This window comes from Halobacterium noricense, assembly GCF_021233435.1.
Taxonomy (GTDB): domain Archaea; phylum Halobacteriota; class Halobacteria; order Halobacteriales; family Halobacteriaceae; genus Halobacterium; species Halobacterium noricense.
Genome location: NZ_CP089468.1, coordinates 278618 through 301718, shown reverse-complemented (window position 1 = coordinate 301718; position 23101 = coordinate 278618). Strand labels below are relative to the sequence as shown.

Sequence of the window (23101 nt, the reverse complement as noted above, 5' to 3'; positions counted from 1 at the left end):
ACGGCCATAGAGCCGTCGAAGCGTCGATTTCCATCAATATTCGCGTGGGGCAAGCCGTGCTACCCCGACGATAGCTTCTGCGACGCGGAGTTCGCGTCGTCGCCGCACGGCGCGTAGCTTTTACCTGCCGGTCCGCTAGATTCGCGTGAATGGTTCGGAACGTCGCCGCCGAGATGGCGGACCTCGACCCGGAGGACTTCCACCTGCTCTCCGGGGTCGAACACGGAATGCGGTTCTCCGAGTGGGTCAGCCGCGAGAAGCTCCCGGAATTCTCCCGGCTGACACAGGAGGAAGTCGACTACCGGCTGGACCGCATGCTCGACCTGGAGTTCCTCGAACGGAAGACCATCCAGTACGAGGGCGTCCAGCTCACGTTCGCGGGCTACGACGCGCTCGCGCTGCACGCGTTCGCCGAACGCGACACCGTCGAGGGCTTCGGCTCGCCGCTCGGCGTCGGCAAGGAGAGCGACGTCTACGAGGTGCAGTCGTTCCGCCCGATGGCGCTGAAGTTCCACCGCGAGGGCTACACCCAATTTCGGGAGGTCCACCGCGGGCGGGACTACACCAGCGACAAGGAACACACGTCCTGGCAGTACACCGCGCGGAAGGCCGCCGAGCGCGAGTATGACGCCCTGGAGACGCTATACCCGGACGTGAACGTCCCGCGGCCGGTCGACCAGAACCGCCACGCCATCGTGATGGAGCGCATCGACGGCGTGGAACTCTCGCGCGCGGAACTAGAACCCGAGCAAGCAAGCGGCGTCCTCGATTTGGTGCTCCGGGAGATGGCGACCGCCTACGACGCGGGCTACGTGCACGCCGACATCAGCGAGTACAACGTCTTCGTCAGCGAGGACGGCGTGACGCTGTTCGACTGGCCGCAGGCCACGCCGAGCGACCACGAGAACGCCCGCGAGCTGTTGGCCCGCGACGTCGGGAACGTCGTCGGCTACTTCCAGCAGAAGTACCCCAGCGACGTCCCCGACGTCGACGAGTCGGCAATCGCAGACGCGGTCGCGAGCGGTTCGTTCGGCTCAGTTACCGAATTCTGACGCATTCGCGTTTCTCGCTCACAGATTCCTTAGTGGCTGTACTCTCGGTTCACTCGTATAAATTGCTTTTTGCGATATAGAATTCCCGTACTGGACGTTGAGATTACACCGGGTTTAGCGGACCTGTGATGCGTGGTCTCGGACGAATCAGTGACTGGGAGATGCTTCAAATCTCCTCTCAAACGCCTTTCCTGTATGAATGCTAACTATATCGATAGGTTTCCGAAATCCTCGACAGCGTTGCCACTTAGAAATCTGCGCTGTCCCGAGATTAAGAACCTCACTACCCAATTCCAGTCTCCGCCTTCAGCAGCGTGAGCGTATTGTCGGCAGTCACGATTGGTGAGCGCTGGTACCCACCAGTCAACTCAACTTGGACGAGCAAATCAACCGCTCGCCAAACCGAGTACAGGAGGCACGCAAACGCGAAGTAGAAGAACCTGAGTCCGAATAATCATCTCCAGGACGTGCTGACTATCGAACTCCGATCGTAGAGCGGCGTCGAATCGTAGGCCGGCCACTCATAATATCGTTCCCGAGAGAGTTGTCGGAAGACAGCTCGCTGTGACGCCCGAGTCGTTGTCACAAATAAAGCTAGCTGCTTTAGTTTCAACTGAACGTTGGCTCGGTAAGTATAGCAGTTCGAGTGAATCCCGAATACGTTCTCATATAATATTTGAAATAAGAGAGTGTGATAAGTTAAGGGGAATGCACGCCTGTGATCGCCTTGTATTGCTGTACGGCGATTCATCCCCTCCCTACTCGTTCGCTTGCACTCATTCCTTAAGGAGGGGGCATTCTCGCCTCAATTCTGGTAAGTTCAGGCTATCCCTCGGATCCGACCGACCGCGAATTCCTCAGCGAGCTACCGGGCTGTGCACGGGCGTCGTGGTCGACGGTAGAAGACGTAATCGTGGCAGAACAAGCAGGGTTAGACGAGTTCTAACCGTCCAGCAGCGTTAGGGAGATTCCTCTTCCTCCTCGTCCCGTCGCCGTGCCAACACCAAGATGAGAAGGAGCAACAGCAGGGCGAGGCCTGCGCCCAGGAACCAGATGGACTCTCCCGTGTCCTCGAAGAACGGCTGCCGGTAACCATCAGTATCCGTCTTCTTCTGGGTCGGTGTGCTATCGGTCGTTCCGGTGGTACCGCCGTCTGCGAGGGCATCCAGATAGTTCGGCGTGCCATCACCGTCGGCGTCACCGGTACCTTCAGTGCCGTCGGAGATCCCGTCGCCGTCTGAATCTAAATCCGCATCCAGATAGTTCGCCCTCCCGTCGTTGTCGGCGTCACTGACCCCTTCCTTGACGTCCGAGATACCGTCGCCGTCAGAGTCCATATCCTGATAGTTCGGCGTGCCGTCGCTGTCGGCGTCGCCGGTTCCCTCTGACCCATCCGGGATGCCATCGCCGTCGGAGTCTCCGCTCGAATCGGCGTCAAGGTAGTTCGGCGTGCCGTCGCCATCCGCGTCGGTCGTACCTTCTGCACCGTCGGAGACTCCGTCCCCGTCGGAATCACTGTCGAGGTAGTTCGGTGTCGCGTCGCCATCCGCATCGCCGGTCCCTTCCTCGCTGTCGGCGACGCCGTCACCGTCCGAATCCGTATCGAGATAGTTCGGTGTCCCGTCCCCATCCACGTCTCCGGTTCCTTCCGTGCCGTCGAAGTTGCTGTCACCGTCCGAATCTGTATCGAGGTAGTTCGGCGTCCCATCACCATCCGCATCACCGGCGCCTTCTGCGCTGTCGGTGATGCCGTCATCGTCTGAATCCGTGTCGAGGTAGTTCGACGTCCCGTCGCCGCTGGAATCAGTCGTCCCTTCCTCGTTGTCCGAGATGCCGTCACCGTCGGCATCCGTGTCGAGATGGTTCGGCGTGCCGTCGCCGTCCGCGTCACCGACCCTCTCCATCCCGTCAGAGATGCCGTCGCCGTCGGAGTCACTGTCGAGGTAGTTCGGTGTCCCATCGTCGTCGACATCACCGGTACCTTCGATATGGTCCTCGATGCCGTCGCCGTCGGAGTCACCGCTCGAATCGGCGTCCAGGTATTTCGGGGTACCGTCACCGTCGGCGTCGCCCGTCCCCTCGGTGCTATCTGGGATGCCATCACCGTGGGCGTCGGTGTCGAGGTAGTTTGGGGTGCCGTCGCCGTCCGCGTCGCTCGGACCCTCGTCACTGTCCGCGATGCCGTCCCCGTCGGAATCCGTATCGAGGTAGTTTGGGGTGCCGTCGCCGTCCACGTCACCGACCCCCTCCGTCCCGTCCGAGATGCCGTCACTGTCGGCGTCGGTGTCGAGGTAGCTCAGCGTGCCATCGCCATCCGTGTCGCCGGTGCCTTCCGTGCTGTCGGCGATGCCATCGCCGTCGGAGTCCGAATCCAGATAGTTCGGGGTTCCGTCACCGTCGGTGTCTCCCGAGCCCTCTGTGCTGTCGTCGATACTGTCACCGTCCGAGTCCCCATCTAGATAATCCGCCGTCCCGTCGCCGTCAAAATCAATCATCCCTTCTATACCGTCGGCGATGCCGTCGCCGTCGGAATCTGTATCGAAGTAGTTCGGGGTACTGTCGCCGTCCACGTCATCCGTACCCTCGTCACTATCGGTTATTCCGTCACCGTCGGCGTCGCTGTCAAGGTAGTTTGACGTTCCGTCACCATCGGTGTCACTAACACCCTCGATGCTGTCTAAGATGCTGTCGCCGTCGCTGTCGGCGTCCAGGTAGTTCGGGATACCGTCACCGTCGGCATCACCGGTGCCTTCCGACCTGTCGGAGGTCCCATCACCGTCGGCGTCGGTGTCTAGGTAGTTCGGGATGCCGTCGCCGTCCCCGTCGCCGGTGCCTTCAGTCCCATCCGAAAAGCCATCGCCGTCCGAATCTTCGTCTAGGTAGTTCCCGGAACCGTCGCCGTCCGCGTCGATTGAGCCCTCATCGCTGTCGGAGACGCCATCGCCGTCAGAGTCCAGATCCTGATAGTTCGGGGTGCCGTCGCCGTCCCCGTCGCCGGTGCCTTCCGTGCTGTCGGCGATGCCGTCGCCGTCCGAATCCGTCGCATCGGCGTCCAGGTAGTTCGGGATACCGTCACCGTCGGCATCACCGGTGCCTTCCGACCTGTCGGAGGTCCCATCACCGTCGGCGTCGGTATCGAGGTAGTTCGGGATGCCGTCGCCGTCCCCGTCGATCGAATCCTCCGTGCTGTCGGCGATGCCGTCGCCGTCGGAATCTGTATCGAGGTAGTTCGGGGTGCCGTCGCCGTCGGCGTCGCCGGTGGCTTCAGTCAAGTCCGAGATGCCGTCACCGTCAGAATCCGTGTCGAGGTAGTTCGAGGTGCCGTCGCCGTCGGCGTCGCCGGTACCTTCAGTCACGTCCGAGATTCCGTCGCCGTCGAAGTCAGTATCTAGATAGTTCGGGATACCGTTACTGTCGATGTCACCGGTCCCTTCTGTTCCGTCCGAGATGCCGTCACCGTCGGCGTCGGTGTCGAGGTAGCTCAGCGTGCCATCGCCATCCGCGTCGCCGGTGCCTTCCGTGCTGTCGGCGATGCCGTCGCCATCCGCGTCAGCATCGAGGTAGTTCGGGGTGCCGTCGCCATCCGCGTCGCCCGCTCCCTCCGTGCCGTCGGCGATGCTGTCACCGTCAGAATCCGTATCCAGATAGTCGGCCGTGCCATCGCCATCCGCGTCGCCCGCTCCCTCCGTGCCGTCGGCGATGCTGTCGCCGTCCGCGTCAGAGTCGAGGTAGTTTGGGGTGCCATCGCCGTCGGTGTCCCCCGATCCTTCCGTGCTGTCGGAGACGCCGTCGCCGTCCGAATCCGTATCCAGATAGTCGACCGTGCCGTCGCCGTCGGAATCAGTCGTCCCTTCGGAACTGTCGGAGATGCCGTCACCGTCGGCGTCGGTGTCTAGGTAGTTTGAGGTACCGTCGCCGTCCCCGTCGCCGGTGCCTTCCGTGCCGTCCAAGATGCCGTCACCGTCCGAATCCGTATCGAGGTAGTTTGGAGTGCCGTCACCGTCGGCGTCACCGGTGCCCTCAGTCACGTCCGAGATGCCGTCGCCGTCAACGTCGGAGTCACCGCTCGAATCCGTATCGAGGTAGTTCGGAATACCGTCGCCGTCAGCGTCCCCGGTTCCTTCCGTGCCATCGGAGATGCTGTCGCCGTCTGAATCCGGATCCAGGTAGTTCAGTGTCCCGTCACCGTCAGTGTCGGCCGCACCCTCCGTGCGGTCGGAGATGCCATCACCGTCCGAATCTTCATCGAGATAATCCGGTGCCCCGTCGCCATCGGAATCAGTCGTCCCTTCGGAGCTGTCGGAGAGCCCGTCGCCGTCCGCGTCCGAATCCAGATGGTTCGGGATTCCGTCGGCGTCGGCATCCCCCGAACCTTCCGTGCCGTCGGCGATGCCGTCGCCGTCGGAATCTGCATCAAGATAGTTCGGCGTGCCGTCGGCGTCGGCGTCGCCGGTCCCCTCCGTGCTGTCAGCGATGCCGTCACCGTCCGAGTCCGTATCGAGGTAGTTTGGAGTGCCGTCGCCGTCGGCGTCACCGGTCACCTCCGTGCTGTCGGCGATGCCGTCGCCATCCGAATCCGCGAACACACGGTACGCGTCGGTGTGGCCCGTCCCGAGGAGAGTTAGCGCCCTCGACTCCACCCGGATGATGAGTTTGTCGTTCGGCTCGTCGCTGAGGGTGGTCAACTTGGCGTGAGTGATATTAATGAGGTAGCGGTCGGAGCCAAGGCCCAGAAAGCCGAAGTTGTTGAGTTCGTCGTTCGTCGTGTTGGTGTCCACGTCGACAACGACGATGTCGTCCGCACCGAGCGTGCCGACAATCGAGTCCTGGAGGGTGATGTTCAGCGTCTCGTCGGGGGTCACCTGGCAGTCGCCGTCGCTGGCCTCGATTCCGATAATCTCCACCGAAACCCCGCTATTCGTGTCCACTTGGGTACAACTGATGGCCGTGAACTCACCTGCAGCTACTCCATTGACGAAGAATGGTGGGAGAACGGCAACGATGAGAACAATCGTCATCGCGGTCGCGATAGTCGATCTCTTCACAATCATTCATTAAGAATAATTGGGTATTCAATATTAAGTTTTGGTGCTGTGGTGGTTTTCAGATAAGCTGATTCCATGCGAAGGGGAAGATGATAAGGCACTGTCTAGTTAAGCCAGTTTGAGAAGTGAGCAGGTCGTTGAGTGAGTTGGTTCAGATGCTCGCAGACCTGCTCAGCGAGTGCCCTGGGGCGGATTTAGAAGAAACTTGGGAGCGTGAGCGGACGGCGACGTGACGAGGCGCTCCGCGTCTCGTTCGCACATCAGAACCGTTGGGTTCTGAGGACGCCCGTCAGGGCGTTCGCCGTCCGCCTTCACGCGACCGGTTGTTCGCTCAGGGAGACAACAATAATTCTCGCGGAATTGGGCGTGGAACGCTCTCACCAAGCAGTTTGACAGTGGGTACATCGGCTGTCTGATAGCGTTCCCGACCCGCCTGAGGCGCAGCCGAAGCGGGTCGCGGTTGACGAAACTGCTGTCAAAATTAACGGTGAGTGGTCTTGGTTGTACGATGCAATAGACCTCGACACAAAGCTCATTCTTGACGTTGCGTTGTTCGGACGCCATGGCACCGATCCGGCGGCTGCGTTCCTCGCTGGACTGGTGAAGAAACACGATCTTTCAGACACCACGTTTCTCGTCTATCAGTTCGCTACCGGACTGCACTTGGACGATTAGGACTGAACGGTCGGGTTGACTACACCGACCGAAACCTCATCGAAAAATGGTTTCACACACTGAAAATGCGGCTCGACCGTTTCCATATCTCGTGGGTGGGCAGTCGGCGGAGCGTTCGCCAGTAGCTTGCGTTATTTGCGCATTACTACAACCGCCTCAGACCGCATCAATTGCTTGGTGATCGAACGCCAGCTGACGAGGTCCTAAACTAGACAGTGCCGTTTGAACCAACTGGTCAGTAGGTCTGCATATCAACCAATCTGTACCAACTCATTCGTTTTCGCTGTCAAGCCATTTTTCGCCCCATTCATAAATTTCGTCAAACGCGGAGATGAGGTCTTCACCCTTTGGCGTCAACGAATAATAGACCGCGACTGGACTTCCCTCTTCAACCCGGCGGTTGACGTAATCCTTCTCTTCAAGATCATCCAGCACGCGGGACAACGTCTGTGAGTTCGCATCCGTCGCCCGCTTGATCTCGTTAAACCGGAGATTTCCCTCCCTGAGGACGTGAATGACGGACATTTGCCACCGAGATCCGACCTCTTCGAGGGTTTTGAGGACGGGGCAGCTGTCGTATTTTGCTTCGAGGGCTGCGTCCGATGACATTGATGTGACTTGGTCATACCTACGTTCGCTGAACTATAAGAAGGTCACGTTCCAATATCAGGTGTGAAGATATGACCGTAACTGCGGGCCTCATCACGCATCGCCAGACGACTACCAACGACCCCCACACAATACTATGAACGTACTACTACTCGGTGCAAGCGGACGAATCGGCCAACGAATTACAAACGAACTCCTCGAACGCGGCCACGAGGTGACTGGCGTCTCCCGAAGCGGCGACATCGACGGAATCGACGACCCTGACTTCGAGGCGGTCGCTGGTGACGCAACCGACTCCGATGAGATCGCAGAACTCGCTGAGGGCCACGACGTCGTCGCATCGGCGCTCGGCCCATCGGGAGAGGAAAGCGTCGAAATCCTCCCCGAGATGGCAGAGACACTCATCGAGGGCCTCCGACAGACAGACGTTGATCGGTTTGGCTGGACGGGCGGTGCGGGCGGCCTGAACGTCGGGCCGGACACACAGCTCGTCGAAACCGACGATTTCCCGGACGAACTTGTGCCGCTCGCGGAGGCACACATCGACGGCTTTGAACTCATTCTCGATGTTGATGACCTCCAGTGGTCGTATGTCGCGCCGCCGGCACAGATTGAGCCGGGGGAGCGGACGGGCGAGTACCGAACGGCGGAAGGACAGCTCGTCGCCGGCGAAGGCGGAGAGAGTTACATCTCGATGGAGGACTTCGCCATCGCCTTCGTCGACGAACTCGAAAACGGCGACTCGATTCACACACAGCTCGCCGTCGGCTACTAAGACGTATAGACGACAAAGTGAACGCGACCGAATGTGGTTCCGACGGTCGCTACAACAGCGAGCAGACAAAAGCGGCGCTCCAGCCAGACGTGTCCGGCATCTAACTCGACACCCTGCTGTATTTATACGACGGCGCGGAAGTGAAGGCCGAACTGCAATCGGTCATGGCACACACCCGATTCGTCCCCGTCGTCGCCGCGCTCGTGTTGGTCGCCGCCGTACTCACAGGTGTCGCGCCAGTCGCCGCGAGCACGCAGGCGTCCGCGTCCGTCGGGGATTACACCGTGACGCGGGGCGGAACGGTCAATATCAACATCGGCCACTCCGGACCCGCGAACCTCACCATCTCGGGCGGCGGCTTCGAGGTGCTGGTCGGGCTCGGGGGGAGTGGGTCCGACACGGTCACGTTCGACACGTACCGCTCGGACGAGAACGCGAGCGACTTCATCTCGGGCGGTGCGGCGGACATGCAGGAGCCGCCGCTCGACGAAGCCATCCAGCCCGGCCAGTACGTGCTGGAGGTGACCATCGACGGAGAGACGGAAGCGTACGGGACGCTCACGGTGCTCCCGAACGGCGAGCTGGTGAGCGAGACCGGCGCACTCCGCGGCGGCTTCTTCGAGGATGACGGCGGGAACGGGCTCAGTGCCGTCCAGACGCACGCGGAAATCGGGCGCGGCAACGACAACGTCGTGCTGGGCGACTACGCGGCGTTCGTGGTCGACGAGAACGAGAGCGGCTACGGCGCGCCGTTCGACGGCGACGTGTCCGCGCAAGCGTTAGCCAGCGAGGGCTTCGAGATGCGCATCGAGGAACTCGACCCGGAGCCGAACACGAAAGCCGAGACGTACACCGCCGAGGACCTGCGCGTGGCCGCCCAGTTCGGTGACGGTGGCGGCCAGTTCGCCGCGCTCTGGGACACCAGCAGCGTCGACCTCGGTACGGGGTCGAACCACACCTACGAGTTCGAACTCACCGTCGACGAGACGAAGAACCCCCTGTTCTCGAAGAACCAGACGCTGCTCACGGAGCGCGTGACGCTCGTAGAGCCGTCGGTGAGCATCAGCGCCGACCCCGGCTACACGCTCGCGCCGTGGGATGGCGACCAGATGCAGATTTCGGGGGAGGCGAACCTCCTCCCGGGGACCACGCTGAACGTGCGTGCGCTCCACGAGGACGGGAACCCGCCGCGGCTCTGGCAGTCCGACGTCGGGGTGTCGAGGGACGGAACGTTCGGGACGACGTTCGACTTCTCGAACGCCGACCGGCCGGCGACGTTCCCGCTGTGGGTGCAGACCTACGAGGAGGAGACCCGGACGACGGTCCGGCTGACCGCTGCGAGAGCGTCGATACTGTTCCCCTCGCAGGTGGTCAAGAACGGCACGGTGACCGTCGAGCGCGTGAGGCTCTCCCGCGGCGGGTTCCTTCGGCTGACTGCGGACAACGAGACGCTCGGAACCTCGGAGTCGCTCCCACAAACGACCAACGGCAGCGTCGACATTCCGTTGAACGCGTCGTTGGACGGTCCGACGAACGTGACCGCGACTGCTATCGTGGACGCGAACGGGAACGGGGAGCTAGACGCTAGCGACCCCGCGTACGAGGCGTCGGGCTCGCCGGTCGCTGGAACCGCAATCATCGAGCCGGCGACGTCGTCGAAGCCGAACAACACCACGACCGCGACGCAGACCGCAGCGCCGACCTCGACGGAGGTGACGCTGCACGTAAACGACGCGGAGCCAATCGCGCCAGTCGCGAGCAACGACAACTCGTCGGGCGGGTTCGTGCCGCTGTCGCCCGTGACCACACTCGTCGCGGTCATCGCCGCGCTGTTGTTGGCGGCGCGCCGCGGACCCGACCGTTTATGAGGGGGCGCTGTGGTGATTACGATACACCTGAGGACTGCATGACGGGACAGAGTACGCGTCCGGCCGGGAGGGCCGCGTGATGTTCGACGAGATGGCGGCGTCGGAGTTCCCGCACTTCCTCGCAGCGTTCTGGGAGGAGAAGGGATGGTCGACGTCGGTCACGGAGAACGACGACGGCACGTACCTCGTCGGCGGCGACAAGGACAGCGGCAAACGTGGGCTCATCGGCGTCCGACCGGACACCGACACGGAAATCGGTGCCTCCGAGGTCGAGGACTTCGCGGCGTTCTGCGACAAGAAGGGCGTCGACGTGCGCGTGATGGCGACCCGCGGCCGGTTCACGACCGGCGCGCGGAGTGCCGCGGACGCGGGCGACGTCCACCTCCTCGACCCGAACGAGCTCGCGTCGTCGGTCCGCGACGAGGGTGCCGAGGGCCTCGTCGAACAGTTCACTGGGAGCGACGACGGGTCGCTGCTCGACAACGTGCCGAGCCCGCCGGGCGGCGTGCCCAGCGGCATCCCGGTCGTCCCAATCGCAGTGGCAGTGGTGGTGATTCTGGCGGCCGTGTTCGCGGGCGGGACCGTCCTGAGCTTCGTGCCGTTCGTCGGCGGCGGTGGCGGCGACGCGGGGCCGGCGTTCACGGCGTTCTCGATGGCTGCCGGGGAGAACACCACCGCGACCGCGGAGTGGGACGCTCGCGTACAGGACGAGATCCAGACCGCGAACAACACCTACCAGCCAAACGAGGGGGAGACGTTCGTCGTCGTCCAGTTGAACGTGACCGCGGGCGACTCGCAGGTCGTTGTGCGGAACCAGAACTTCGCACTGTCGGTGAACGGAACGAACTACGGCCACCAGCGCTTCGAGAACGCCAGCCAGCAGTTCCGGCAGCAACTGTCGGCGGTGACCGCCGCGCCCGGCGAGTCCGGCCGGATGCTCGTCGTGTTCTCGGTGCCCGAGGACTTCGACGGCGCGACGCTCGTCGAACGGCCGGACGGCCCCGGGCTGCGCTTCGAGCACGCCGACCTGGCGTCCGACGTCGAGTGACCGCGGGGATTCGAAGTTCTTAACCCCCGCCACGACGAAACTCGGGTAACTCGCTGGCGAGCGGGCTCCAGCGGGCTCCTGACGGGAGTCAGGACGGAATGTGACCTGCGAGGTCCATCGGACCTCGTTTCGGCCGAGCGGCGTCAGCCGCGAGGCGACGGTTGAACCACCCAACGCCCGCGGACAACACATGACACGAAGCTTCTACTCCCACATCAAGGAAGCCTGGCGGGACCCCGACGACGGGAAGCTCGCCGAGCTCCAGTGGCAGCGCAAGCAGGACTGGCGCAAACAGGGCGCCATCGTCCGCGTCGACCACCCGACCCGCCTCGACAAGGCCCGCGAACTCGGCTACAAGGCCAAGCAGGGCGTCGTCGTGGCGCGCGTCAGCGTCCGGAAGGGTACCGCCCGGAAGTCCCGGTTCAAGGCTGGCCGCCGCACGAAGCGGCAGGGCGTCAACCGCATCGGTCGCGCGAAGAACCTCCAGAGCATCGCCGAGGAGCGTGCGTCGAAGAAGTACGTCAACCTCCGCGTGCTGAACTCCTACTGGGTCGGCGAGGACGGCTCGCAGAAGTGGTTCGAAGCGATTCTCCTGGACCCCGAGCACGGCGCAATCGAGAACGACGACGACCTCAACTGGATCTGCAACGAGAGCCAGCAGGGTCGCGTCTTCCACGGGAAGACCAGCGCCGGGCAGCGCGCCCGCGGCCTCCAGAACCGTGGCAAGGGCACCGAGCACCTGCGCCCGAGCACGAACGCCGGCAAGCGCCGGAAGTCGTAACGCGACAACTTCTTTCCCGTTTTTTCTCGCCGCCCAGCGACAGCGCCGTCAGTCCTCCTCTAACAGTTCCTGCTCGATGTCGGGACCGCCGCAGGAACGTTTATGTTGATAACTCATCATCAGTTGATACGATGACGGTGGAGACGGCGGCGCTCTGGACGCACATCGCTGCGGGTGTCGCCGCGCTGGTCGCCGGCGGCGTCGCCCTCGCGACCGAGAAGGGCGGTCGCCGCCATCGGCGCGCGGGACGCGTCTACGTCGCGGCGATGGCCGTCGTTGTCGCGACGGTGCTCCCGCTGTTCGCGCTCGATCCGACGTTCTTCCGCACGTTCCTCTTGCTGGTCGCGGTGTTCAGCGGCTACTTCGCGTTCTCGGGGTATCGCGTACTGGCCCGCGAACACCCGAGCGACGGCCCCGAAACGGTGGATTGGGCCGCGGCAGTCGCGGTCGTCGCCGCGTGCGTCACGCTCGGCGCGTGGGGGGCCATAGTCGTCGCTAGCGGGGACTCGTTCGGGGTCGTGATGGTCGTCTTCGGCGGCATCGGCGGCGTGCTCGGAACGAGTGACCTCCGCGCGTACTGGCGGGGTACGAATCGGACGTGGCTGGTCGACCACCTCTCGCGGATGGTCGGCGCGTACATCGCCACGGTCACCGCGGTGTCCGTCGTCAACATCTCGATGGCTCCCGAGGTCGTCGCGTGGCTGTGGCCGACCGCGGTCGGCGTCCCGCTCATCTGGTACTGGCAGGCCGAGTACGCCGACGTGGGGCCGCTGGCCGGCAGAATCTGATTACTCGGACCACTCGGCGTCCGCGAGCGTGCGCTGGACGGCTTCCTCGCCGACGGCGCGAGCGAGCGTCTCGTAACCGGCCCGCTCGGCGCGGTCGCCGGCATCGGCGACGAGCCGAGAGACGATGAACTCCGGCGTGGACTTTCCGACGGTGCCGAAGCGGGGCTGGTAGTCCACGAGCAGGTCGAGGTCCTGACTGAGTCCTTCGGCGAAGATGCCGTCGGTCCGCGCGACGTCGGGGAGCGGTTCGAGGTCGTCCGCGAGGTGCGTGACGAACACCCCCAGCGCCTGCTCGTCGACGGTGAGCGTGACGAGGCCGTGGAGGAGGTCGGCGGCGCTCCCGGGTTCGGTGATGGCCTCGAACTCGTCGACGAGCATGAGCGTGCGGTCGCCCTCGGCCAGCGGCGGCACGACGGAGTTCAGCGTCGCCTCCAGCACGCCGGCGTTGAACGAGGCGTGGCGGCGGTGGAAGACGACTGCGTCGACGGGGCCGAGTTCGGCGCGGTCGGCGGGCACCGGCAGCCCCATCGCGGCGAGCACGGCGACCTGACAGAGCGTCTCCAGCAGCGTCGTCTTCCCGCCGGAGTTCGCGCCCGTGAGCACGGTGACGCGGTCGCCGTTCGGCGGGTCGAGGGAGTGGTCCCCGACCGCGTACGTCACCGGCTGGACGTCCCCGCCGTCCGCTGCGAGCGAGAGGTTGCGCGCGTTCTCGACGGCGATGGCGTCCGCGTCCACGAACTCGGGGCGCGTGAGGTCGTGAGCTTCCGCGAACCGGGCGAGCGAGACGTCGACCGCGAGGTCGCTGACGGCCGTCACCGCGGCGTCGACCTCCTCGCGCGCGTTCGAGATAGCTCCTCGAAGCTCCGCCGCGACCTCGTTCTCGCGGTCCTGTTCGTCCTCGCGGACGTCGTCGGCGAGCGCGCGCAGCGTCGTACTCACGAAGTCCGCGGCGTCGGCGGCGTCGGCGGTCATGGCGTTCCGCACGCGGCGCGGTTCGACGCCGGCCTCGCTGCCGACGTACTGGACGAACGCTTCGCGGAACTCGTCGGTGCCCTCGACGCCCTGCGAGCGCACGTCTTCGAGCACGTCGAACGTGTCGCGTTCGAGGCGTTCGAGGTCGCTGGCGCGCTCCCGGAGCCGGTCGAGTTTCGCGTCCGCGCCGGCCGCCACACCGTCGCCAGTGAGGTGGCGGAGCGCTTCGGCAGCGTCTTCGAGCGCGTCGCGGTCGAGCGTCGTGACCGCCGCGAATACGCCGGAGTCGTCGCTGACGGCGGCCTGCAGGGCGAGCGCGGTCTCGACCGCCGCGCGTTGTGTGTCCCCTGCGTCGTCGTGCGCGTCGAACGTGTCGAGGACGGCTTGCTTGGTCTCGCTGTCGAGACGTGCCCACGTCTCGCGGGCGGCCTGCACGTCGTCGAGGCGCGAGGTCATCTCGTCGCGGTCGGTCAGCGGCGTCCGTACGCGGATTCTGTCCGCTGCGCCGGGCGTGACGGCGTAGTCGGCGGCGAGTGCGACCAGTTCCTTATAGACGGCGCGGGCGTCGTCGGTCGCGAGCGCGTCCATCCCCTCGCCGCCGTTCGCGCGCCGCAGGATGCGCGTCGCGCGGCCCCGCGAGATGCCGGCATCGACGAGCGCGCGGACGTTCGCGGACTCGATGGCGTCGACGGCGTTGGGGACGCCGAGTTCGGTCTCCAGTTTGTCGGCGGTCTTCGGGCCGACCCCCCAGTACTCCTCTAATCGCATACCTGCGAGTGGGCGACCACGTGGGTAAAGCGTTACGTGGATTCCGACGCCCAGCGGACGATGCCGGCCGGAGACCGACGCGTTATTTCCCGCCAGTCTGCGAATCCGGAAGCGATGAGCTTCGACATCACCGTCGCTCGAGTCGTCCACGTCGTCTTCGGCGCGGCGTGGACCGGGAGCACGCTCGCCGTCGCGCTGTTCGTCGTCCCCGCCGCCCGCCGTGGCGTGCTCGACGCCGCGCCCGTCGAGTGGATTGCCGACCGCTTCACGAAACTCAGCGTCGTCAGCGTCCTCGCGATGCTGTTGACCGGCGGCCACCTCGCCGGCAACCTCTACACGTTCGAGGCGTTGGCGGGCTCCTCGCGCGGCCACCTCGTCGTGGGGATGACTGGCCTCTGGCTGGTGCTCGCGGGGCTCGCGCACGTCGCGACGAGTCGCCTCACTGCCGGCCACGACGTCGAGTCTGCTGCCGACAGCGCGACACCGTGGTTCGGTGCGGCGGCCGTCGTGAGCGTCGCGCTGCTCGTGCTCGCCGGCCTGCTCTGACGCGAGCGAGGGGCACTGACCGACGAGCATAACAGCCGCCACCCCGTTGCCTTCGTGCATGGACGCGGCGCTCGGGCCACCCGACCAGATGGCCGCCAACGAGAGCGACCTCACGCCGATGATGAGCCAGTACTTCGAGCTCACGCGGCGCTACGAGGACGCGCTCGTGCTCTTCCAGGTCGGGGACTTCTACGAACTCTTCTGTGACGCGGCGGAGGCGGCCGCCCGCATCTGCGAGATTACGCTGACCGCACGCGAGGACTCGACCGGCAAGTATCCGATGGCGGGCGTGCCCATCGACAACGCGGAGCCGTACATCGACGACCTGCTGGACGCGGGCTACCGGGTCGCGGTCGCCGACCAGGTCGAGGACCCCGACGAGGTCACGGGGGTCGTCGAGCGCGCGGTCACTCGGGTCGTGACGCCGGGGACGCTGACCGAAGACGAACTGCTCGCGGGCGACGACAACAACTTCGTCGCGACGGTCGCCGCAGCAGAAAATGGTGGGTTCGGCCTCGCGCTGCTGGACGTCTCGACGGGCGACTTCTACGCGACGAGCCTCCCGAACGCGGCGCGCGTGCGGGACGAACTCGGGCGATTCGCACCCGCCGAACTCGTCACCGGACCCGGCGTGGCAGCGGAGCGCTTCGACGACGGGACGTTCGTCGCCGAGTACGACGACGCGGCGTTCGACGACGAGCGCGCCGAGGCGACCGTGGAGGCGTACTTCGGGAGCGTGGACGCGCTCGCCGGCGACGCCGAAGTCGCAGCCTGTGGCGCGCTCCTCGATTACGCCGAGTACACGCGCGGGGGTGTCGCGTCGCGTAGCGACTCGACACGTCGTCCGGACGCGGATGCGTCCGGCGGAAGCGAAGACGGCGACCGGCTGGACTACCTGAACCACCTGACGCGGTACGACCCCCGCGAGCACCTCCAGATGGACGCAGTGGCGCTGCGCAGCCTCGAAGTGTTCGAGCAGCGCAGCGTCCACGGCGCGGCGGGCACGGCGCTCGTGGACGTGCTCGACGAGACGGCGTGCGCACTCGGGCGGCGGACGCTCACGGACTGGCTGCGCCGACCGTTGACCGACGCCGACGAAATCGAGGCGCGCCACGAGGCGGTCGGCGAACTGCTCGCGGACCCCCTGACGCGGGAGGAACTCCACGAGCACCTGCGGGACGTCTACGACGTCGAACGACTGATTTCCCGCGTGTCGCGGGGTCGTGCGAACGCCCGGGACCTCCGCGCGCTGAAGGACACCCTCGACGTGGTGCCCGAGATTCGCGGGCTGCTGGCGGACGCAGATAGCGAGAAGCTCCGGGAGCTCCGTGCGAGCCTCGACGACCTCCCGGAGATCCGGGACTTGCTCTCGCGAGCCATCGTCCCCGACCCGCCCCAGGAACTCACGGAGGGCGGCGTCATCCGGGACGACTACGACGAGGCGCTGGACGGCCTCCGGGAGACCGAGCGCTCGGGGAAGCGCTGGATAGACGAGTTGGAGCAACAGGAGCGCGAGCGCACGGGCGTCGACTCGCTGAAGGTCGGCCACAACGCGGTCCACGGCTACTACATCGAGGTGACGAATCCGAATCTCGACGCCGTCCCCGACAACTACCAGCGCCGCCAGACGCTGAAGAACTCCGAGCGGTTCGTCACGCCCGAACTCAAGGAGCGCGAGGACGACATCGTGCGCGCCGAGCAGCGCTCTCAGGACCTCGAATACGACCTGTTCCGCGAGGTGCGGAGCCGGGTCGCCGAGGAGGCCGAGCGCGTGCAGGCGACGGCAGCGGCGGTCGCGTCCGTGGACGCGCTCGCGTCGTTCGCAACGGTCGCCGCGAGCCACGACTACGCGCGCCCCGAGATGGGCGGCGATGGCATCCACATCGAGGGCGGCCGTCACCCGGTCGTGGAGCGCACGGAAGCCGGGTTCGTGCCCAACGACACGGACCTCACGCCCGAGCGGCGGGTCGCGGTCATCACGGGGCCGAACATGAGCGGGAAGTCGACGTACATGCGCCAGGTCGCGCTCGTCTCGCTGCTCGCGCAGGCCGGGAGCTTCGTTCCCGCGGCGAGCGCGCGACTCCGCGTCGTCGACCGCATCTTCACCCGCGTGGGCGCGAGCGACGACATCGCGGGCGGGCGCTCGACGTTCATGGTCGAGATGACCGAGCTCTCCTCGATTCTGCGCGCGGCCACCGAAAACTCGCTCGTCCTGCTGGACGAGGTCGGCCGCGGCACCTCGACGACGGACGGCCTCGCCATCGCGCGCGCCGTCACCGAGTACGTCCACGACGAACTCGGCGCGACGACGCTGTTCGCGACGCACCACCACGAACTCACGGCGGACGCCGACCGCCTCGCGGACGCCGTGAACCTCCACTTCGGCGCGACGCGCGCGGGGGACGGGGTCCCCGCGAGTGAAACGAGCGGGGGTTCGTCGTGCGAGCGCCGCGAGTACGACGGCATTACGTTCCAGCACGAAGTTCGGGACGGTCCCGCGACGGCCTCGTACGGCATCGAGGTCGCACAGACCGCGGGCGTGCCGGAAACGGTCGTCGAGCGCGCTCGCGAGTTCCTCGACGCGGTAGACGTGGACGAGCAGCACGCGGAACGGGACGCGGACGTGAACGAGGAGACTGAGACGAGCGCGACAGAAGTGGACGCCGAGGCCAACGAGTCGGCCGTCGAGTCTTCGCTCCGGGACGTGAACGTCGCGGAACTCACGCCCGTGGAGGCGTTGAACGTGCTGAACGACCTCAAACGAGACCTCGACTGACTACTCGACGGGCGAGAACGAGAGCCCGTTCTCCGCGAGCAGGTAGCGAGTCTTCTCGGTGATTTCTGGGGCGACGAGCACACCGCGGACGTCGGCGTCGGCGTGGAGGTCGCGGCGGAGCGCGTTCACGTAGCGTTCCAGTTGCGACGCGGCCGACGGCCCGACGCGGCGGGCTTTGAGTTCGACGACGACCACGGCTCCGTCGCGGCCGCGACCGTAGACGTCCACGGGGCCGGCGGGCGTCTCGCGTTCCGTGCTGCGCGGCTGAAACCCGGGTTCGACGAGGTCGGGGTTGGCGAGCACGCGCTCCTTGAGGTCGGACTCGGTGCCGGAGACCTCGGCGTCGGCGTCGGCGTCCGCGGGGTCGAACGCGGCAGCGTGGTGGACCGACTCGAACCGGACGGTGAGCGCGTCCGCGGCGTCGCCGTCCCCACAGCGAAGTTCGAGCGTTCCCTGATTTGCTTCGACGGCAACGCTGCCGCCGGTTGCCCACGCGTCGGGGTCGCGGCCGGTCGCGCCGTGGACGAGCACGGTGTCGTCGGGCTTCCAGAGGACGCTCCGGACGCCTGCGGGGAGGCTGCGCTCGGCGCGTCCCTCGAATTCCGTCGCGCACTCGCCGACGAGCGACACCGCGAGGCCGTCGCTACGAGCGTCCGCGGCGAAGGCGGCGGCGCGGTCGGCGTCGGGGGTCGAGAGCGCGCGGGTCACGGCGACAGGTACGCGGTCGACGGGAAAAAGCGCGCGGATGGGGCAGCCGGCGGGCTACCGGATGCCCGGAGAGGGCGGGCGCTCGCGCTTGTGCGTCGAGGACTCGTACCGTTCGACGAACTCCGCGACCGTCTCGCGGTCCTCGCCGGTGGCCTCGACGGTCTCCTCGACGTTGCGATCCTCGTCGACGTACGCGTGCAGAATCGGGTCGATGACCTCGTAGGGTTCGCCGAGCTCGCCGGGGTCGGTCTGGCCCTCCCAGAGTTCGGCAGTCGGCGTCTTCGCGACGATGTCTTCGCTGACGCCGACCTCCCGGGCGAGGTCGTATGCCTCGGTCTTGTAGACGTCCGCGAGGGGCGCGACGTCGGCAGCGCCGTCGCCGTACTTCGTGAAGTAGCCCAGGAGGAGTTCCGAGCGGTTGTTCGGGCCGACGACGAGCGTGCCCTCGTCGTTGGCGGCTTGGTAGAGCAGGACCATCCGGACGCGCGCCTGGACGTTACCCACAGTAGTCTTCGAGAGGTCCTCGCGGGCGGCGGTGACGTCGTCGACGATGGGCTGGATGTCGGTCTCGCGGTGGTCGACGCCGAGGCGTTCGCAGACGTCGCGCGCGTCCTCGACGTTCTCGGGGTCGCTGGGGTCGGCGGGCAGCAGGAGGCCGGTGACGCGCTCGGGGCCGACGGCGTCCGTGAGGAGGTGCGTGGCGAGCACGGAGTCGAGGCCGCCGCTGACGCCGACGACGTAGCCGTCCGCGGGCGCGGCGTCGAGGTAGTTCGCGAGGAACGACCGAATCTCGTCGGCGGCGTCCGCGAGGTCGAGGTCGAAGTCGGTCACGGACGAACGCGCGGCCGCCACCGGCAAAAAGCACGTGGCTACTCGGCGTTCTCGCCCGCCTCGGCGATAACGGGCGCGTACGTCGCGACGCGGTCCTCGCAGCAGTCCGGTACGAGGTCGCGCCACGGCTCGCCCTCGCGGATGCGACGGCGGATTTCGGTGCCGGAGTAGCGGCCGGGCTCGTGCATGCGCTGGGCTTCGACGCGCGCGTCGGTGTACTCGCGGACGATGTCGGCGACCGTCTCGTTGCCCGTGACGACGACGTCCGCGTCCGTGCGCGCGACGAGGCGCTGGCCCCAGTCTGGGTAGCCGGCTTCCCCGCGGTCCTCGTCGCGGACGCGCACGAGGTCGAGGTCCGGGAAGCACTCGCGAATTACGTGTTCGCGTTCGGCAGCGGTGAGCGGGTTGCGCGGCGTCCGGGCTTTCTGCGGGCTGCCGATGGCGAGGACGAGGTCGTACTCGCGGCGGTACCGGCGGACCGTCCGGTAGTGGCCGACGTGGAACGGCTGGAAGCGGCCGGGAAACGCTGCGCGCTCGGGCACGAGCAGCGCTACCGACGGCGGCGACTTGGATGCTTGGGCTGGACGCGTCGAAAAACCACGCTGGCCGGCGGCCCCGGCCAGCAGCGAGAGCGTGGAGCACTCGCCATCGGTTACGTCAGACCACTGCGGGCTGGTCGTCGCGGCGGACCCGCCACGAGGGGACACCAGCCTCGCACGTGGACGGTGCTGGCGGACGGGAGAAGGCGTTGCGCCGAACATCTTCTCCGTAGGGGTGCGTGCCGACAGCCGCTCTCGCTTTAAGTATCTCTGGCGACAAGGGATAGATACGAAGGGCTTCTCAGAGATATCGAGTGCGAAGCCGGTGGCTCGTCGGTCGTCGCGGCTCCAGCGGGAACCCCCGCCAGCAGGGACCTTTTCGGCGTGCGCGTCGTACCGAGTAGCGATGAGCGACGCCGACGAAATCACGGTGTACTCGGACTACGTCTGCCCGTTCTGTTACCTCGGGCGGCAGTCGCTGTCGGAGTACCAGGCAGAGCGCGAGGACCCCCTCGACATCGACTGGCAGCCCTTCGACCTGCGCGCGCAGAAGCGCGGGCCGGACGGCGAAATAGACCACGACGTCGACGACGGCAAGGACGACGAGTACTTCGAGAAGGCCCGCGAGAACGTCCAGCGCCTCAAAGAGGAGTACGGTGCCGACGAGATGGAGATGGACTTCTCCCGCGAGGTGGACTCGCTGGACGCCCAAGCCGCGTCGCTGTACGTCAGCGAGGAGCACCCCGAGCAGTGGCTGGACTTCGACGTCGCCATCTTCGAGGCGCTCTGGGAGGAGGGCCGCGACATCGGCGACCTCGACGTGCTCGCGGACATCGCCGAAGACGTCGGCCTCGACCCCGAGGAGATTCGGGAAGTCGTCGAGAGCGAACAGTACCACGACGAACTCCGCGCGAAGTTCCGCGAGGCCCAAGAGCACGGCGTCACCGGCGTCCCGACGTTCGCGTACGATGGCTACGGCGCGCGCGGTGCCGTCCCGCCGTCTCAGCTCCGCCGCCTCGTCGAAGGGACGTAAGCACGGGCCGGCGGTCCACGGTCGGCCGACACGCGATTTTTCTTTAAGTGCTTCTGGCGACAAGGGATAGATACGAAGAGCTTCTCAGCGTGCTACGCCTCGTAGCCGCGGCGCTGTCGATAGCGAGCAACCGCCGAGCGTCGTTCGAAGTGCGGTTCCGGTTTAAGTATCTCTGGCGACAAGGGATAGATACGAAGGACTTCTCGGGGAGTTCCGTTCCACAGCGACAGCGCCGCCAGCCGAGAGTTTAAACCGTGCGAGGCCACAGGTACCGGTAATGAGTGCTGACGGCGGCGACCGGATTCGCTGGGAGACGCGCGACGAGCGCCGCGTCGAACACCGGCCGGGCTCGGGCGCGCTCTCGCGGGCGGAAGCCCAGCGCGACACCACGGTCCGCAAGTGGGGCGTCGTCTCCCCGAGCGCGACCGTCATCGGGCGCGCCGAGTCCCCCGAAGCGGACCTCTCGGAGAGCATCCGGCGGCTCCACGAGGAGCGCCACACCGCGACCGAGGGACACAGCCGCCGCACCCACCATCTCGACCGCCTGCGGACGACGCAAGCGCTCTGCAACGCCATCGACGTGACGCCGTGGCAGCGCGACGTCGCGCTCGGCGTGATGAGCGACATCGACCTCACGGAGTTCGGCAGCCAGCGCGCCATCGAGAAGGTCGCGCTCGTGGTCGTCCGCCACGTCGTCGACGTCGACCGCCGCCAGTACTTCGGGCTCGACGACCTCGACGCGGACGACCTCTCGCAGGAGCGCATGAACGACCTCTACGAGCGCTACCGCAGCCACGACATCACCGACGAGCCCGCGTTCGCGGAGCTCGCCGAACGCTACGGCCTCGACAAGACGAGCCTGAACCGGCTGCGTCGCGTGCTCAAAGCACAGTTACCCGACGGGCTGCCGGCGTTCGGCCGGAACCCGAACCGCGACCCCCACCTCCCCGACGTCACCGAACGCGACGTCCCCGACGAAGTGCCCAGCGACGACTAGCTCAGTCGAGGTGTTCGTCGAGGAACGCCTCGATGTCGTCGCCGCCCTGGAATCCCTCGGCGAGCCGCGCGACTTCTTCGTAGTCGACGGCTTCGCCGTCTGCCTGAGGCGTCTTCGACGCCTCTCTGTCTTCGACGAGCACCAGCGTCGGCGCGCTCCGCACGTCCCACTCGTCGACCAGCGAGATGTCGTCGCCGGGGTTGACCATCGCGACCGTGATACCCGTGGCTTTGGCTACATTTCCGAGTACGGGCTCGATTGCCTGACAGAGCGAGCAGCCCTTCGTGTAGAAGTCCACGAGTACGCGGTCGTGGCTGGCGAGGACGTCGCGGAGTTCGTCGCCGTCCGCGACGCGAATCGGTTTCTGTGCGTTCTGTTGTGACTCCGTGCTCATGTAGAAATGTAGGGTGCGAGCGCGGAAAAGGACTGCTGCGGGGGCGCGTGCTGCCGCCGCCCACGGAACAGCTTATTCGAGGTCTTCGAGGTACTCCGCAGTCTCCTCGGTCTGGAGTTCGCGGAACAGCTCGGAGTCGGCGTCCACGGTGGCGACGCCGACGCCCTCCGCGGAGAGTTCGTCGTCGCGGCCCTCGTTGAGCGCGCGGAGCGCGAGGTCGACGCCCTCGTCGAGGGAGAGGTCGGTCTCGTACTCGTCTTCGAGGTACTCCTGGATGACCGAGCGGTCCGAGCCGATGGCGACGGCCTTCCACTCGTTGGAGGTCCCGGATGGGTCCGTCTCGAAGAGACGGGGTTCGCCGTCGGAGATGCCCGCGACGAGGAGCGCGACGCCGAACGGGCGTGCGCCACCGACCTGCGTGTACTGCTGGATGTGGTCGGTGACTTCCTTCGTCAGGGTACGGACGCCGATGGGTTCGTCGTAGCGCACGCGCTCGACCTGGGACTGCTGGCGCGCGTGGTCGACGAGTTTGCGCGCGTCGGCGACGTGGCCGGCGCTGGCAGCGCCGACGTGGTCGTCGACCTTGTGGAGCTTCTCGACGCTGGAGCCCTCCAGGAGCGGCGAGCGGGTGCGCTTGTCCACGACGAGGACGACGCCGTCCTCGGTGCGGACGCCGATGCTCGCGGTGCCTCGTTTGACGGCTTCCCGCGCGTACTCCACCTGATAGAGGCGGCCGTCCGGCGAGAAAATCGTGATACCGCGGTCGTAGGCCTGCTGTTGGTTCTGACCCTGCATTGTCTTCGTTGACCAAATGTAAGCCGCGCTCACGTAAAGGGCTTTGACTTTCGGCAGGGGGTGCCGAGCAGCGGCAAAACCGCCGGGGTACTTGTGGCGGG

18 protein-coding genes and 1 pseudogene are annotated in these 23101 nt (G+C 65.9%); 11 read left to right on the top strand and 8 right to left on the bottom strand.

Translation table 11 applies throughout. From position 1 onward, the window contains the following. Window positions 1-149: 149 nt before the first annotated feature. Window positions 150-1052: a serine/threonine-protein kinase RIO2 gene (locus LT974_RS01725; RefSeq protein ID WP_232588924.1), complete on the top strand. Its 903-nt coding sequence runs from the start codon at window positions 150-152 to the stop codon at window positions 1050-1052. Window positions 1053-2011: 959 nt separating this feature from the next. Here the strand turns inward: LT974_RS01725 and LT974_RS01710 are convergent. Beyond that, window positions 2012-5980 (bottom strand): thrombospondin type 3 repeat-containing protein, encoded by a 3969-nt coding sequence (locus LT974_RS01710; RefSeq protein WP_232588923.1) that lies wholly within the window; start codon window positions 5978-5980, stop codon window positions 2012-2014. A 272-nt stretch (window positions 5981-6252) separates the two neighbouring features. Here LT974_RS01710 and LT974_RS01705 point away from each other — a divergent pair. Next, window positions 6253-6984, top strand: a pseudogene (locus LT974_RS01705) (IS6 family transposase). Window positions 6985-7042: 58 nt separating this feature from the next. Here LT974_RS01705 and LT974_RS01700 read toward each other — a convergent pair. Then, a complete protein-coding gene (locus tag LT974_RS01700) occupies window positions 7043-7381 on the bottom strand; it encodes a winged helix-turn-helix transcriptional regulator (RefSeq protein WP_232588922.1) in 339 nt (112 codons plus the stop codon). Between the two features lie 136 nt (window positions 7382-7517). Here LT974_RS01700 and LT974_RS01695 point away from each other — a divergent pair, with 136 nt between their 5' ends. The 5 genes from LT974_RS01695 (at window position 7518) to LT974_RS01675 (ending at window position 12641) form a co-directional block, all read left to right on the top strand. Then, window positions 7518-8156, top strand: coding sequence for an NAD(P)-dependent oxidoreductase (locus tag LT974_RS01695; RefSeq protein WP_232588921.1), 639 nt, complete (start codon window positions 7518-7520; stop codon window positions 8154-8156). A 164-nt stretch (window positions 8157-8320) separates the two neighbouring features. Beyond that, the gene (locus LT974_RS01690) at window positions 8321-10024 is read left to right on the top strand and encodes a DUF7282 domain-containing protein (RefSeq protein WP_232588919.1); all 1704 of its coding nucleotides are present in this window, start codon (window positions 8321-8323) and stop codon (window positions 10022-10024) included. 79 nt (window positions 10025-10103) lie between these two features. Continuing rightward, on the top strand, window positions 10104-11072 hold the full coding sequence (locus tag LT974_RS01685; RefSeq protein WP_232588918.1) for a restriction endonuclease: 969 nt from the start codon (window positions 10104-10106) through the stop codon (window positions 11070-11072). 190 nt (window positions 11073-11262) lie between these two features. Then, window positions 11263-11853 carry a 50S ribosomal protein L15e gene (locus LT974_RS01680; protein WP_232588917.1) on the top strand — a complete coding sequence of 197 codons (591 nt, stop codon included), beginning with the start codon at window positions 11263-11265 and terminating at the stop codon, window positions 11851-11853. 131 nt (window positions 11854-11984) lie between these two features. Beyond that, the gene (locus tag LT974_RS01675) at window positions 11985-12641 is read left to right on the top strand and encodes a DUF2306 domain-containing protein (protein WP_232588916.1); all 657 of its coding nucleotides are present in this window, start codon (window positions 11985-11987) and stop codon (window positions 12639-12641) included. Here LT974_RS01675 and LT974_RS01670 read toward each other — a convergent pair whose 3' ends face one another. Beyond that, the gene (locus LT974_RS01670; RefSeq protein ID WP_232588915.1) at window positions 12642-14381 is read right to left on the bottom strand and encodes a MutS-related protein; all 1740 of its coding nucleotides are present in this window, start codon (window positions 14379-14381) and stop codon (window positions 12642-12644) included. It lies immediately after the preceding gene. Between the two features lie 114 nt (window positions 14382-14495). Here LT974_RS01670 and LT974_RS01665 point away from each other — a divergent pair, with 114 nt between their 5' ends. Both LT974_RS01665 and mutS read left to right on the top strand, forming a co-directional pair. After that, window positions 14496-14927 carry a CopD family protein gene (locus LT974_RS01665; protein ID WP_232588914.1) on the top strand — a complete coding sequence of 144 codons (432 nt, stop codon included), beginning with the start codon at window positions 14496-14498 and terminating at the stop codon, window positions 14925-14927. 58 nt (window positions 14928-14985) lie between these two features. Continuing rightward, a complete protein-coding gene (mutS, locus tag LT974_RS01660; RefSeq protein ID WP_232588913.1) occupies window positions 14986-17703 on the top strand; it encodes a DNA mismatch repair protein MutS in 2718 nt (905 codons plus the stop codon). On the opposite strand, the gene nucS is transcribed toward mutS, so the two are convergent. The 3 genes from nucS to LT974_RS01645 are packed head-to-tail and all read right to left on the bottom strand — an operon-like array spanning window position 17704 to window position 19949. Next, window positions 17704-18411: an endonuclease NucS gene (gene nucS, locus LT974_RS01655; RefSeq protein WP_232588912.1), complete on the bottom strand. Its 708-nt coding sequence runs from the start codon at window positions 18409-18411 to the stop codon at window positions 17704-17706. 54 nt (window positions 18412-18465) lie between these two features. Beyond that, entirely contained in the window at window positions 18466-19242 is a 777-nt protein-coding gene (locus tag LT974_RS01650) for an NAD+ synthase (protein WP_232588911.1), read from the bottom strand. Between the two features lie 38 nt (window positions 19243-19280). Next, a complete protein-coding gene (locus LT974_RS01645; protein WP_232588910.1) occupies window positions 19281-19949 on the bottom strand; it encodes an adenylyltransferase/cytidyltransferase family protein in 669 nt (222 codons plus the stop codon). Between the two features lie 238 nt (window positions 19950-20187). Between LT974_RS01645 and LT974_RS01640 the strand changes: the two genes are divergently transcribed. Both LT974_RS01640 and LT974_RS01635 read left to right on the top strand, forming a co-directional pair. After that, window positions 20188-20814, top strand: a complete 627-nt coding sequence (locus LT974_RS01640) for a DsbA family oxidoreductase (protein ID WP_232588909.1) — start codon at window positions 20188-20190, stop codon at window positions 20812-20814. Window positions 20815-21091: 277 nt separating this feature from the next. Next, complete coding sequence (locus LT974_RS01635; protein WP_232588908.1) at window positions 21092-21811, top strand: DNA-directed RNA polymerase subunit epsilon; 720 nt, start codon at window positions 21092-21094, stop codon at window positions 21809-21811. A 1-nt stretch (window position 21812) separates the two neighbouring features. On the opposite strand, the gene LT974_RS01630 is transcribed toward LT974_RS01635, so the two are convergent. Together LT974_RS01630 and psmA are read right to left on the bottom strand one after the other, a co-directional pair. Next, window positions 21813-22205 (bottom strand): thioredoxin family protein, encoded by a 393-nt coding sequence (locus LT974_RS01630; protein WP_232588907.1) that lies wholly within the window; start codon window positions 22203-22205, stop codon window positions 21813-21815. 72 nt (window positions 22206-22277) lie between these two features. After that, window positions 22278-23000 (bottom strand): archaeal proteasome endopeptidase complex subunit alpha, encoded by a 723-nt coding sequence (psmA, locus tag LT974_RS01625; RefSeq protein ID WP_232588906.1) that lies wholly within the window; start codon window positions 22998-23000, stop codon window positions 22278-22280. Between the last annotated feature and the right edge of the window lie 101 nt (window positions 23001-23101).